We start from the raw sequence: 13,080 nt of genomic DNA on the forward strand, positions 1-13,080 counted from the left end.
ACGCGCCATCACAACTCCGGTACGGGCGACGGGAGATAGGCCGTCTCCCTGCCGGGGTCGGCGCCGACGAGCCATGCCACGCCCCCTGTCAGACAGTGTCACCAACAGAGCCAACGACGCCGCTGCGCTTGGGGGCCTCGACGATCAACGCCGACTGGACCGTGATGGCTGTTTGCGCCCATTCCGAGCGTGTCAGCGTGTGGTGCAGAGTGGGCATGTCCGGAACCGCAAGGTCGGCGACGAGCTGGAACTCGCCGGTGGTCGCCGCGGCGTAGCGCACGTGCGGCGAGGCAGCAAGGGCATGTCCGATGTCGTCGACGTGCTGGGGGCGGGCCTGGATCCACAGCATCGCGCAGACCGGGAGCCCGATCAGGGCGGGGTCCACGACCGCTCGTACGTTGACTCGCGTGCTGGCGAGGAGGTTTCGGACACGGCGTTGCGCGGTGGGTTCGGACACTCCGGCCAGTCGCGCGAGGGCTTCGTTGGCCGTCCTCCCGTCCGCGGCCAATGCGTCGCGGATGATGCGGTCCTCGCGGCTGAGCGTGGGGAGGTCGGCAGCTCCCGTGGAGGGCGCGGAGGCTGGCGTGGCGGCCGCAAGCTCATCCGCCTCCGCTGTCGTGATCAGGTTCGGGCGCCACTGGTGGGCGCCGCGGTAGTACTGGGTCACCATGTGTGCGTCCACTTCCAGCAGCCCACGGACGGCATTCACTTCGTCGAGCGTCAGGGACGCGAGCCGGCTGCGTGGAGTGAAGATCTCGGCGTGGCAGTGAACGGTGCCGCTGAGCAGGTAGCAACTGGTGCAGTCGGCCCGGCTTGCCAGGACGGCCCCGACGAGACGCGACGCGCCGGGGGCACAGCGCATACGCAGGACGACGGCCTCCCCTCGTGCGGCGGTGGCGACCACGGACACTGTTCCGGAGCTGAGAAGGATGGTGCCGCGTCGGGCGACCGTCCGCTCGGGCTCGCCGAGCACCGTGGCAATACGGCGCCACGAGGCCCTGCCATTCACCTGAAGCGCTCCCACGATCCGACGGTCCAGAGGAGTCAGGGGGCGGCGGTTCTCGATCACCTGGCGACGGTATGCCGACGGAGAGCCGACAGACCATGGCTGTCGAAGAATCCGTCAAGTATCTGGCGGATTCTTCCGATTGCTGCGCCAGTTCTGTCGAACTCTCTCGCTTGTCGGCATCGTTCTGGCTGTATCAGAAAGCCCACGTCGTGGGCTGGAACAGGTGCGCCCCGAGACAACGAGTGAGGTACGCGTGGGAGCCAAGACGCAGGCAGCCAGGACGATCGACCGCGAGTCCGCGAGGCTTGTCGATCTGAGCCGGCGCATCCATGCCAACCCGGAGCTGGGGTTCTCCGAGTACAAGGCAAGTGGATGGGTCGCCGACGAACTCGAACGCGGCGGCTTCGAGGTGCGGCGCGAAGTGGCAGGCCTGCCGACCGCCCTCTTGGCCACTGCCGGGAGCGGCCCTCTCGTTCTCGGCATCTGTTGCGAGTACGACGCGCTGCCCGACGTGGGGCATGCGTGCGGGCACAATCTCATCGCCGCCGCCGGTGTGGCGACCGCGCTCGCCCTCGCCCCGCTCGCCGACGAGCTCGGGGTCACGGTGAAGGTGTTCGGCACCCCCGCCGAGGAGAGCGGGGGCGGCAAGGTCATCATGCTCGAGAACGGTGTCTTCGACGGCACCCATGCGGCGATGATGGTCCACCCCGTGCCCGCGCCCACGGAGCGGGCGGACGCACGGATGATGGCCAATGCCCGCCTTGAGATCGAGTACACGGGCCGGTCCGCGCAGTCCGCGAACTGGCCGCAACTGGGCATCAACGCCGCCGACGCCCAGACGGTCGCGCAGGTCGGCATAGGCGTGCTGCGCCAGCACATCCCGGACGGGGACCGGATCCACGGCATCGTCACCCATGGCGGGGACGCACCCAACATCGTGCCCGGCCGGACCACCGCGACGTACATCCTGCGCTCCGAGACACTCGACGGGCTCGCCGAACTTCGTCCGCGCGTCGAAGCGTGCTTCGAGGCGGGCGCGACAGCCACCGGAGCCGCTGTTGCCATCGGTCAGCCCTGTCCCTCGTACGCGGAGTTCCGCAATAACGACCTCCTGACCAGCGCCTACCAGCGCAATGCCGAGGCGCTGGGACGACGCTTCCCCAAGGAACCAAGTCCCCGAGCGTCGTCCGACATGGCCAACGTCTCCCAAGTGATCCCGGCACTGCACGCGAGTGTCGGCATCGAGACCGCGGGCGCCGTCAATCACCAGAAGGGATTCACGGCGGCGTGCAGGTCTGCCTCGGCGGAGGCCGCCCTGCTGCAGAGCTCTGTCGCGATGGCCTGGAGCTGCGTCGATCTCGCTCTCGACGACGCGCGACGAACGCGGCTGATGCAGCCCACGCGTTGAGGACCGGTTCCGCCCCACCCACTGTCCGGTGAAGCCCCACACGCGGCAAGCACACACCTGAAGAAGGGAATCGGATGATGTATCCGATGATGGCCGCCGCTCTCGTCCTCGCCGTCCTGGCGGCCGGCGAGGTGGCCTCTGCACTGACCAGGGCTCGGGTACCGGGTTTCCTGGTCTCGTTCCTTGCACTGTTCGCACTGGTACAGCTCGGCGTCTTCCCCCGTGACATCGTGGACTCCTCCACGTGGAAGACCACCGGCAATCTGCTGGCCCCGGCGCTCATGGTGCATCTGGGCACGATGATCCCGCTTCGGATCATGCGGCAGCAGTACCGGGCCGTGCTGGTCGCCGTGTGCGGGATGGCGGGTGCCGCGGCCGTGGTGACGGCCGTCGTCACCCCTGTATTCGGGTATGCCGCCGCCGTCGCGGGAGCGGGTCCCATCGACGGTGGGCTCGTCGCGTACCTCGTCACGGACAAGGCGCTGCGACAGGCGGGCCTCGACTCACTGGTGGCGGTGCCGTTGCTCGTGTTCGTCCTCCAGCAGATCGTGGGGCTGCCACTGGTGACCAACCTGCTGCGACGGCACGCCGCGACCATTGCGGTCCGTGCCGCTGCGCCACAAAAGGCGTCCGTCCTCGCTGGTACCGGCGTTGCGAACGACGGCGCGTCCGACACGCTGGAGGAGGGTCCCCGGACCGCTCCACTCCAGCGGGCGCAGCCCCGACTGCGCATTCCCGCGCGATTCGCCGAGAACCACACCGTCCTGCTCTTCCTTGTTTTCGTGGGAGGGGCGTGCGCAACCGGTCTTGAGGACCTCACCGGTGTCAACTACGCGGTGTGGGGACTGGGCATCGGCCTTCTCGGCAGTTGGCTGGGCGTGTATCCGATCAAGGCGTTGGAGAAGGCGAACAGTTTCACCATCGCCATGGTCGGTCTCCTCGCCGTGGTGCTGGCGAGTGCAACTTCCCTTTCTCTGGCGCAACTTGCCGGGGTGCTGCCCCTCGTTGCCACGATCGTGGTGACGGGGGTGGCGGGCCTGGCGCTCGGCGGGTACGTGGCGGCCCGGATCATCGGCTGGGCACCGGTCAAGGGCATGGCCGTCGCGATGACCGCCCTGCTCGGTTTCCCGCTGGACTATCTCACCACCCAGGAGGTGAGCAACAGCGTTGGCCGCAACGAGATCGAGCGCCAGGCGATTGTCGACGACCTCCTGGCCCCGATGCTCATCGGAGGGTTCACCACGGTCAGCACCGGCTCGGTCCTCATCGCCGGCCTCCTGGTCAAGACACTGTGACACGTCCCCGTCAGACACCCCTTCGAAGACAGCTTCTCGAGGTGTGACGGTGATGTGGGTGGACGAAGACAGGTCTGCGGCGGCGGTTCAACCCTCGAGCAGGGGAGCGGAACGGGCATCGCCCAGGTGGACGCCGAGGGCGATGCTGTCCCCGTCTCGTCGCGTGCGGATCAGGCCGGGGCGTGCTCGGTGCCCGCGCACCAAGTGCGGCTGATGGCGCGAGTGGCACGGATGTCGGTCAGCGGGTCGCCGTCGATGAGGACGAGATCGGCCCGCAGGCCTGGCGTGACGGCGCCGCGGTCGTGCAGCGCGAAGTGATGGGCGGGCGCGGTGGTCGCGGCTCGGAGGGCCGCGGTTGTGGTCAGGCCGGCGTCCACCAGCAGTTCCAATTCGTGGTGCAGGCTCTGGCCGTGTGAGACCTGGTAGGGCACTCCGGGCTGCGTGTTGGCGTCGGTACCGGCCAGCACCGGTACGCCAGCCTGGTGCAGTGCGGACACGTTCTGGCGGGCGGTTCGGTAGGCGGCCGCCACCCCGCGGGCCGCCGCCGTGCCTTCCATCATGGTCAGAGTCGGAACACACACCTGGCCGCCGCCCGCCATACGCTCGATGTCGGCCCTGTCCAATGGCCCGTCGAGGGGAATGTGGGTGACGACGTCGGCTCCGGCCTGAAGGGCCATCGTGTAGGCGCCGACCGTGGCCGCGTGCACCACTGTGCTCTTTCCGTGTGTGCGGGCGGAGGCCACCAACGCGTTCACTGTCTCCTGGTCGGGTCCTCCGTCGCCCGGTGACTCCGCCACGATCTTGATGTAGTCGGAGCCCGCCGACACCTGCGCCGCCACGAACTCGCCCGCCTGCTGGGGGCTGCGCACGATGGCGTCGGCGGACATGCCGGGAATCCTGGCGTGCGGTCCGCCGGGGCCGATGGCGGGTGTGCCCGCGCTGCGAATGTCGGTCAATCCTTGTGAGTGGCGCAGCGAGGCGAGCAGCTGCGGCGGCCATGTGGCCATGTCCAGCGCGGTGGTGACACCCCAGGCGCACAGTTGCTTCAGGGTGTCACTACCGTGCAGATGGACATGGGCGTCGATGAGCCCGGGAATCAGGACCATGCCGTCCCCGTCGACGACCCGGCTGCCGGCCGTTGTGGTGTCCGCGCTGATGACATCGCCGTCGATGACCACCGTGCGGGGCTCGGTGATCCGTTGGCCGTCGAAGACGCGGACGTGGGTCAGCGCCGTCCTGGCAGCCTCGCGAGGCATCGGGGCAGGGTCGAGAGGTGCGTCGGTCACCGGATACTCCCTGGTGCGTGAGGTGGACGTGGCGGTCAGTGGTTCGACTGTCGCTGCGGGCGGAGGTGGACGCGCGGCCGTTGTGTCCGACCGGGTGAGCGGCGGGCATGCGGACCGCCCCGACCACGAGGCAGGGCAGCCTCGGCACAGGGCGCGGTCGGGGCGGGAATGGGCGGGAACACAGGCGTCGGTTGGGTTCGACCGGCCCGGCGGGGCGAAGTGCCTACCGCGCCGGAGTCGACTCACGGATGTGCACCGGTGCTGCGGTGGCTGCGAGGACCTGGCCAGTCGACACTCCGGGCGCCGTCTCCACAAGGACCGGACCGCGGTCGGTGATGTCGAGCACGGCGAGGTCGGTGATGATCCGGTCGACGCATCGGCGGCCGGTCAGCGGCAGGGTGCATGTGGAGACGATTTTCGGGCTGCCGTCCCGGGCGGTGTGTTCCATGGTGACGATGACCCGGCGGGCGCCGTTGACGAGGTCCATGGCCCCACCCATGCCCTTGATCATCTTTCCCGGGATCATCCAGTTGGCGAGGTCGCCCTCGGCGGACACCTGCATGCCTCCGAGGATCGCGGTGTCGATGTGTCCGCCGCGGATCATTCCGAAGGAGTCGGCGGAGTCGAAGAACGACGCTCCCGGCAGGACGGTCACGGTCTCCTTGCCGGCGTTGATGAGGTCGGGATCGACGTGGTCCTCGTCCGGGTAGGGGCCGGTACCCAGGATGCCGTTCTCCGACTGGAGCACCACGTGCACGCCTTCGGGGACGAACCCGGGGACGAGGGTGGGCAGGCCGATGCCGAGGTTGACGTAGTCGCCGTCGTTGAGTTCGGCCGCCGCGCGGGCGGCGATCTCGTTCCTGTCCCAGGCCATCAGCGTGTCACCGTTCCTCGGGTCCCCGGGGTGGAGACCGTCCGCTTCTCGATCTGCTTGTCGGCCGCCTGCCGCGGCGTCAGGGCCACGACGCGCTGGACGTAGACGCCGGGCAGGTGGATCTCGTCGGGGCCCAGCTCTCCCGGTTCGACGAGCTCCTCCACCTCGGCGATCGTCACCCGCCCGGCCATGGCCGCCTGTGGGTTGAAGTTGCGGGCGGAGGCGTCGAAGACGAGGTTGCCGTGCCGGTCCCCTCTGGCCGCTCGTACCAGGGCGTAGTCGCAGGTGATGGCTTCCTCCAGGAGGAAGTCCCGGTCGCCGAAGCGCCGGGTCTCCTTGGCCGGGGAGGCGACGGCGACACTGCCGTCGGCGCGGTGGCGCCAGGGGATGCCACCGTCGGCGAGCGGGGTACCGACTCCGGCAGGGGTGTAGAAGGCGGGGATGCCGGAGCCCCCGGCCCGCAGCCGTTCGGCGAGGGTGCCCTGCGGCACGAGTTCGACCTCGAGTTCGCCCGACAGGTACTGGCGGGCGAACTCCTTGTTCTCACCCACATAGGAGCCGGTGACCCGGGCGATGCGGCGGGCTCCGAGGAGGATGCCGAGGCCGTGGTCGTCGGTGCCGCAGTTGTTGGACACCACGCGCAGGCCGCTCGCGCCCTGCGCGTACAGGGCGGCGATGAGGGTGCTGGGGATGCCGCAGAGGCCGAACCCGCCGACGGCCAGGGAAGCGGCGTCGCCGATGTCGTCCACGGCGGCGGCCGCCGAGCTGACTGTCTTGTCCATGGGTTCCTTCGGTTCTGGGAAGTTGCCGCCGTGGGCATCCGGGCCGCGCGACAGCGGTGACGCGGCCCGGACACCGGACGGTGCCGCGGCACAAAGGCCCCGGCACGGCGGCGCGTCGGCCCGTGCGGGACCGGCGCCGCGGTCGGCGCGCTCTTGCGGTGGCGGAGCGTCTACTGCTCTCCGGCGACGATCAGCCTGCCGGAGGCCGCAGCGTCACGGTCGACGGCGGGTCGACGCAGCAGTGCGCGCAACTGGCCCACCAGGCCGTGCAGTTCGGTGTCGTCGGTCGCCGCGCCGAACAGGTAGAAGTCCGGCCGGATCACGGCCGCTACGTGCCCGTGCTCGCGCAGGTGCGGCAGATAGCCGCCAGGGGCGTCGGTGTAGCCGTCCTCGGGTGCGGCGGTCTCGTACAGCGGGACGAGGTGGGCCCCGATGTCGGTCAGGAACGCGCGGTCCGCCTCGTCGAGGGCACGCAGCGGTGTGTCGCCGTCGGTGAGGACGGTGAAGCCGCCGCCGGTGAGGTCGTCGAGGAGCGCGGTGCGGCCATGGTGGATCAGGGTGTACTGCGGGCTGAGGTGACCGACGCCGGCGGCGCGGGTGCCGTCGGCCGCGCGTTGGAGGACTCCGTCGCCCAGCACCGGCGGAGGGGTGGGCGGCAGTGCCCGTTCCGGGTCGGCTCCCGTTGCAATCATCCGCCGGTCGCGGGCCGCGGCCTCGTCGGCGTCGAGTACGCACATGACCCGGCCCAGCGCCATCGACATGCCGATGGCGTGCTGCACGTGTTCGCTGCGCTCGGACGTGTAGGTGTCGAGGAGGTCCTCGTGGGCCCGGCCGGTCAGGACGAGGTCCAGTTTCCACGCCAGGTTGGCCGCGTCGCGCATCCCGGAACACATGCCCTGCCCCGCGAAGGGCGGCATCTGGTGGGCCGCGTCCCCGGCCAGCAGCAGCCGGCCCTCCCGCCAGGCGTCCACCCAGCGGGCCTGGAAGGTGTAGACGACGTGCCGTTCAAGGGTGGTGTTCTTTGGTGTGCGTCCCCATGGCTCCAGCAGGCGCCAGGCCGTCTCCTCGGTGTTGAGGTCCTCAACACTCTCGTGTGCCAGACGAAGGAACTCCCACCGCCGACGCCCCGGGCCGCCGGACACGATCGTGGTGGGCCGCTCGGGGTCGCACAGCTGCCAGTTCATCGGCGACCACACCTCCTCCTCGTGGGGGAGGGTGTCGACGATCAGCCAGTCGTGGAAGAACCCGAGGTCGGTGACGGAGGTGTCCATCGCGGAACGGACGAAGCTGTTGGCCCCGTCCGCGCCGATCACGTACCGGGCCCGCACCGCGCCGGTGCCGTCAGCGCCAGAGGTGCTCAACTGCACACCATCCGTGCCGACTTGCACATCCATGACCTCACAGCCGCGACGCACCGTGACCGTGGGCTGTTTCTCGGCGGCCTCGGCGAGCACCGTCTCAAGACCGGGCTGGCTGAAGAAGCTGGCAGTGGGCCAGCCGGAGGGGCCGTCCCCTGACCAGTCGATCCGTACGAGGGGTTCGCCGGCCGCGTTGCGCCACTCGTAGTGGTCCGGAACCGGGGCGGTGACCGCACGCACCTCCTCCCCCACCCCGGCGGCCTGGAAGATCCGGCCGATCTCGTGGTCGAAGTGGACGGCGCGGGGCAGGTCGTACGGGCTGGGCCAGCGTTCCAGGGCGACGACGTCATGGCCTGCCCGGCCCAGCAACAGCGCCAGCATCTGACCGACCGGCCCGAAGCCGACGATCGCGACGTCGTGCACCCTCGACGAGTCGTACTGCACGGGGGAAGACGCCTCTTTCACGGTTCTACCTCTCACTGTGCGTGCCGGTCATGATGGCGGCCAGGTCTTCGGGGGCGAGGAACGAGGGCGGGGGCGGCGGGCCCCAGTTGAACAGCCCCTTCGCGCCCTCCAGGATCTCCGGCGTCCACAGTTGGTCGTCGACGATGCAGTCCATGTCGGAGTAGTACTCGGAGAAGTTGCCGGCCGGATCCTTGAGGTACCAGAAGAAGTTGGACCCGGCGTGATGCCGTCCCAGGCCCCACACGTGCCGCTCGGGATGCTCCTCCAGCATGGCGGTGGCGCCACGGCCGACCTCGTCGATGTCGTCGACCTGCCAGGACGTGTGGTGCAGGAAGGTGACCGGGGCCGCCAGGACCAGAATGTTGTGGTGGTCCGTGGAGCAGCGCAGGAACGCGCCGTGGTCCTTGACGTAGTCGGACGCCTTGAACCCGAGTCCGTCGCGGAAGAAGGCGGTGGTGGCCTCGAGATCGGTGGTGCCGACCACCGCATGGCCGAGCTTGCGGGGGCGCACCGCGGTCTCACGCAGCACTCCGGGCGCCCTGCAGTCACTGCGTTCGACGCGACCGGGCCCGTTGTACGGGGTGGGCGCGACCGGGTCCTGAACGAGTCGGGGAGCCACTTCCAGGACGGCCCGGACCCCGGTTGCCTTGTCGTGGGCGGTCAGCCGCGTGTCTTCCAGTCGGCTGTCGGTGCCGAGCCGCTTCAGCCGGGAGGCGGCGGCCGCCAGGTCGTCCGGGGTGTCGGCGCCGATGCGGACCTCGACGAGACGGCGGGTCGGGGCGTGCACGATGCGCAGTTGGCGGCCGGCGTCGCGGGTCGCGAACCAGCCGTCGCCGTCCGGGGCGAGGCCGAAGTCCGCGTAGTAGGCGGCCGTTTCGGCGACCTGGGGCACACCCATGGTGATCGAGGTCAGACGGTGCAGTGCCATGAAGGGACTCCTTTGTCCGTCCGGTTCGGTCAGGCGAGGAAGGTCTGCCGCAGCTCGCCGATGCCTTCGATGGAGCTGACGAGTTCGTCACCGGCGGCGAGGAAGCGCTTCGGGTCCCGGCCCATGCCGACGCCCGCGGGTGTGCCGGTGAACAGGACGTCGCCGGGCAGCAGCGGCAGCGTGGCGGACAGCCGGGCGATCAGGGCGGGCACGGAGAAGATCAGCTCCCGGGTGCGGCCCTTCTGCATCTCCTCGCCGTTGATCGAGCAGCACAGCTCAAGGTCGTCCGGGTCGTCGAACTCATCAGGGGTGACCAGCCACGGGCCGATCGGCGCGAACCCGGGGTGGGACTTGCCGAGGCTGAACTGCGGCGCGGGTCCGGCCAGTTGCGAGATCCGCTCCGAGATGTCCTGACCCACGGCGAGTCCGGCCACATGACTCCAGGCGTCCGCCTCCGACACACCTTCGGCACGACGCCCGATGACGGCCACCAGCTCGACCTCCCAGTCCGTGTTGCCGCCCTCGGGCAGCTTCACTTCGGTGACCGGCCCGGAGATTGCGGTGACGAACTTGGTGAAGACCGGCGGGAGCGTGCCCGGCACCTCGAAGCCCGACTCGGCCGCGTGTTCGCTGTAGTTGAGCCCGATGGCCAGGGACTGGCGCGGCGCCGGCGCGGGCGAGCCGAGCGCGGACGTCTCGAACGTCTCCCCCGCGGGCAGCTCCGCGTCGGCGGCCCAGGAACGGAACTCCTCCCAGCGCTCGTACACGGCCTGCGGCTCGGCGGAGAAGAGGCCACCGCTCGCCTGCTCGACGTCGACGGCCCGACCGTCGACGAGCAGGGCCAGGCGGCCGGAGAGATTGGCGATACGCACGATGGGGCTCCTGTAACGGGTAATGAGGGGCGGACGACTTCGCGCCGTCACCGCTCGCACAGTGACGGCGCGAGCCGGGCCTGCCGGTGGTTCGAGTGATGCGAGACGCAGGCGCGCCAGCGACAACACGCCCTTGCCGATCCATCCGCTATTCAGCATGATGAATACCCTGATATTGCGCTCGACTCCATCACAGCGTCAAGAGTCTCGGGCTAAAATCGTCATGACGAATACACCGATGCGAGGAGCCACCGTGAGCACCACCGCCAACCGCGGGGCGCAGTCAACTCAGGAACGGTCCGGCCGGACCGTGCGGGGCAACGACCCCGGACAGCGCGCCCGGCCGACGGCCGCGGGTCGCGCCGAGCGCGCGGCGGAACGCGTCGTCGCGCTCATCGAAACCGTCTCCCCCGGCTCCCGCCTTGGCACCAAGGAGGAACTGCGGACCCTGTGCGAGGTGTCGGTCGGCACCTTCAACGAAGCCCTGCGCCTGCTTCAGTCCCGCGGCCTCGTCACCGTCAAGCCGGGCCCGGGCGGCGGCCTCTTCAGCGCCGAGCAGACCCCCATGGTCCGGCTCGGCAACTCCGTCCTCGCCCTGGACGCCCAGGAGACCGACGTCGCCAACGCCGTCCGCATCCGCGACGCCCTCGACCCCCTGCTCATCGAGGACGCCCTGTGGCACGCCTCCCCCGCCGACATCGCCGGACTGCGCGAGCACATCGCCGCGATGGAGCGGGCCGTGGCGGACGAGGACGCCACCGCCTTCGTCCACGCCAACTGGGCCCTGCACGCAGGCATCGCCGCCATCACACCGAACGCCCTGCTCGGCTCGCTCTACGCCAGCCTGCTGGACCTCATCGAGGCCCACACCCTGTCCGTCCTGCCGGCCAGTGACCAGCCGCTGGGCGACTACATCACCCACCGACACCGCCTGCACCGCGACCTCATCGAGGCACTCGACCGCCGAGACCGCGAGGAAGCCCTGCGCCTGATCCACGAGCACAACACCACCCTCGCCGCCGAGGAGTCGACAGAAGGGACCAGCGAGAAGGCCACCACGATCAACACGCCACGCTGACCTGTCCATTCGTCCTCACGCATCCCTCCTCACTCCGCACCGAAGGGCCTCCCTCCCGAAGCATCCGCGTCCGGCGCATTGACAACCGCCGTCTCGGCCCTCCAGCATCACTGCCAGATCACCGCGGTGCAGCGGCACACGAGTGCACATCACCTTCGGCCCGGCCGACTTGACGTGCGCCCCCAACTGCTCCGCGACATCTCGTCGACGACGGCCCAGCGACGCCTCCTCGACGACGTTCCTTGCGCTCACCCCAGCCACGAGTCCTGTACACACACGTGCCGGTGACGCCGCCCCTTGCGCTCCCTTTTCCGTGCCACACCTTCGTCTGGAAGGACCGCCATGACCGGCAGACCTGGCCTGCCCGGATCCGGACGCGGCTCCACCGCCGCCGTCACGCTCGGGACCCTCGTCCTGTGCGTCGAGGGATACGACCTGTTCGTCCTCGGAGCCGTGGGTCCCGCCCTCCTGAACCACCCGCAATGGCACGTCACCGGATCGACCTTGGGGCTGCTGGGCAGCCTCACCGCACTCGGCATGCCCCTCGGGTCCATCGCCGCGGGCTGGGCGGGAGATCTGCGCGGCCGGCGTCTCCCGATGGCGGCGAGCCTTGTCTGGCTGTCGCTTTGGATGCTGCTGAGCGCGACGGCCGGCGACCTCGGCTTCTTCGCCGTGACCCGGTTCGCCACCGGTATCGGTCTCGGCGCCCTCATCCCCCTTGTCACCGCCTACGTCAGCGAGTCCGCCGTTCCTGCCCGGCGATCCGTGCAGGTCGGCGCGGGCCTGTCCGGCGTCGCCATCGGGGGCATCGTCTCCGGCGTCCTCGGCCGGGTGCTGCTGCCCGGATGGGACTTCCACACGATGTTCCTGTTCGGCGTGTTCCCTCTCCTCCTGGTTCCCATGGTGTGGCGCCTCGTTCCGGCGCCGACGGGCAGGGCGCCCTCACCGGAGGCCGACGTGAGAACCGCGGATTCCGGGCCGCCGAGGCAGGCCCGCAACCGGGCCGCCCGGCTGCTCACACCCGCGTACCGCAGAGCCACGCTGCTGTTCTGGGGAGCGACGTTCAGCGGGCTCGTCCTCGTCTACGGCGCCGGTACCTGGCTGCCCGCGCTGATGGTCAGGGCCGGCTACGACCTGAGTTCCTCGCTGGAGTTCTCCGTCGCCTTCAACGCCGGTGCCGTCCTCGGCACGCTCGGCGCCGCCGTGCTCGCCGACCGCGGCTTCCTCAAGACCGCCACGGTGACCAGTTTCGTCCTTGCCGCCCTCGCGATGGCGGTCCTGAGTGCCCCTCAGCCACGCCCGGTGCTGCTGCTAGCCTCGGCCTTCGCCGGCCTCGGCGCGTTGGGCACGCAGAACCTCGTCAACATCGCCGTCGCTCGCTTCTACCCGGCGGAACTGCGCGGCACCGGACTCGGATTCAGCCTCGGTGTCGGACGGCTCGGCGCCATCGTCGGCCCCAGTTACCTGGCCGCCGTCACCGCACTGGTCGACTCGCCCGAGGCCGGCTTCTACGCCTTCGCCGCTCCCGCCGTCCTCGGCGCCTTGCTCAGCGGGATGTTCCGCGGACCGCAGGACACCCACACGGGACGCCCAACCTCGCTGCGACCCGCATCGACGGACGGCTGACCGACCGGACCACCCCGGCGCGGCACGGCCATCCCGACGGCCCCCATTCCACCCTCCTCGCAGATCACTTCTGACAAGGACAGTTCCATGTGCGGTTGT

At 69.8% G+C, this 13,080-nt stretch carries 11 protein-coding genes; 4 read left to right on the forward strand and 7 right to left on the reverse strand.

Annotated features, from left to right (window positions below; genetic code table 11):
- Positions 1 to 88 precede the first annotated feature (88 nt).
- Positions 89 to 1,069, reverse strand: coding sequence for an Lrp/AsnC family transcriptional regulator (locus tag OHA73_RS05380; RefSeq protein WP_267071910.1), 981 nt, complete (start codon positions 1,067 to 1,069; stop codon positions 89 to 91).
- Positions 1,070 to 1,262: 193 nt separating this feature from the next.
- Between OHA73_RS05380 and OHA73_RS05385 the strand changes: the two genes are divergently transcribed.
- Entirely contained in the window at positions 1,263 to 2,417 is a 1,155-nt protein-coding gene (locus OHA73_RS05385; RefSeq protein ID WP_267071909.1) for an amidohydrolase, read from the forward strand.
- Positions 2,418 to 2,491: 74 nt separating this feature from the next.
- A complete protein-coding gene (locus OHA73_RS05390; RefSeq protein ID WP_327654358.1) occupies positions 2,492 to 3,712 on the forward strand; it encodes a hypothetical protein in 1,221 nt (406 codons plus the stop codon).
- Positions 3,713 to 3,882: 170 nt separating this feature from the next.
- Here the strand turns inward: OHA73_RS05390 and OHA73_RS05395 are convergent, their stop codons facing one another.
- The 6 genes from OHA73_RS05395 to OHA73_RS05420 form a co-directional block, all read right to left on the reverse strand.
- Entirely contained in the window at positions 3,883 to 4,998 is a 1,116-nt protein-coding gene (locus OHA73_RS05395) for an amidohydrolase family protein (RefSeq protein ID WP_443063033.1), read from the reverse strand.
- A gap of 223 nt (positions 4,999 to 5,221) precedes the next feature.
- Entirely contained in the window at positions 5,222 to 5,872 is a 651-nt protein-coding gene (locus tag OHA73_RS05400; RefSeq protein WP_267071907.1) for a CoA transferase subunit B, read from the reverse strand.
- Positions 5,872 to 6,654 carry a CoA transferase subunit A gene (locus OHA73_RS05405; RefSeq protein ID WP_267071906.1) on the reverse strand — a complete coding sequence of 261 codons (783 nt, stop codon included), beginning with the start codon at positions 6,652 to 6,654 and terminating at the stop codon, positions 5,872 to 5,874. Before OHA73_RS05405 ends, OHA73_RS05400 begins: the two co-directional genes overlap by 1 nt.
- 170 nt (positions 6,655 to 6,824) lie before the next feature.
- Positions 6,825 to 8,477, reverse strand: coding sequence for a bifunctional 3-(3-hydroxy-phenyl)propionate/3-hydroxycinnamic acid hydroxylase MhpA (mhpA, locus tag OHA73_RS05410; protein WP_327654359.1), 1,653 nt, complete (start codon positions 8,475 to 8,477; stop codon positions 6,825 to 6,827).
- 4 nt (positions 8,478 to 8,481) lie between these two features.
- The gene (locus OHA73_RS05415) at positions 8,482 to 9,405 is read right to left on the reverse strand and encodes a VOC family protein (RefSeq protein WP_267071904.1); all 924 of its coding nucleotides are present in this window, start codon (positions 9,403 to 9,405) and stop codon (positions 8,482 to 8,484) included.
- A 29-nt stretch (positions 9,406 to 9,434) separates the two neighbouring features.
- The gene (locus OHA73_RS05420) at positions 9,435 to 10,277 is read right to left on the reverse strand and encodes a fumarylacetoacetate hydrolase family protein (protein ID WP_267071903.1); all 843 of its coding nucleotides are present in this window, start codon (positions 10,275 to 10,277) and stop codon (positions 9,435 to 9,437) included.
- Between the two features lie 253 nt (positions 10,278 to 10,530).
- Between OHA73_RS05420 and OHA73_RS05425 the strand changes: the two genes are divergently transcribed.
- A complete protein-coding gene (locus OHA73_RS05425) occupies positions 10,531 to 11,355 on the forward strand; it encodes a FadR/GntR family transcriptional regulator (protein WP_267071902.1) in 825 nt (274 codons plus the stop codon).
- 342 nt (positions 11,356 to 11,697) lie between these two features.
- A complete protein-coding gene (locus OHA73_RS05430) occupies positions 11,698 to 12,981 on the forward strand; it encodes an MFS transporter (RefSeq protein WP_267071901.1) in 1,284 nt (427 codons plus the stop codon).
- Positions 12,982 to 13,080 lie beyond the last annotated feature (99 nt).

This window comes from Streptomyces sp. NBC_00483, from assembly GCF_036013745.1.
Classification (GTDB): Bacteria; Actinomycetota; Actinomycetes; order Streptomycetales; family Streptomycetaceae; genus Streptomyces.

Coding starts and splice junctions, on each gene's coding strand:
- OHA73_RS05390 (WP_327654358.1), top strand. CDS start 2,492: ATGATGTATCCGATGATGGCCGCCGCTCTCGTCCTCGCCGTCCTGGCG.
- OHA73_RS05400 (WP_267071907.1), bottom strand. CDS start 5,872: ATGGCCTGGGACAGGAACGAGATCGCCGCCCGCGCGGCGGCCGAACTC.
- OHA73_RS05405 (WP_267071906.1), bottom strand. CDS start 6,654: ATGGACAAGACAGTCAGCTCGGCGGCCGCCGCCGTGGACGACATCGGC.
- OHA73_RS05415 (WP_267071904.1), bottom strand. CDS start 9,405: ATGGCACTGCACCGTCTGACCTCGATCACCATGGGTGTGCCCCAGGTC.
- OHA73_RS05430 (WP_267071901.1), top strand. CDS start 11,698: ATGACCGGCAGACCTGGCCTGCCCGGATCCGGACGCGGCTCCACCGCC.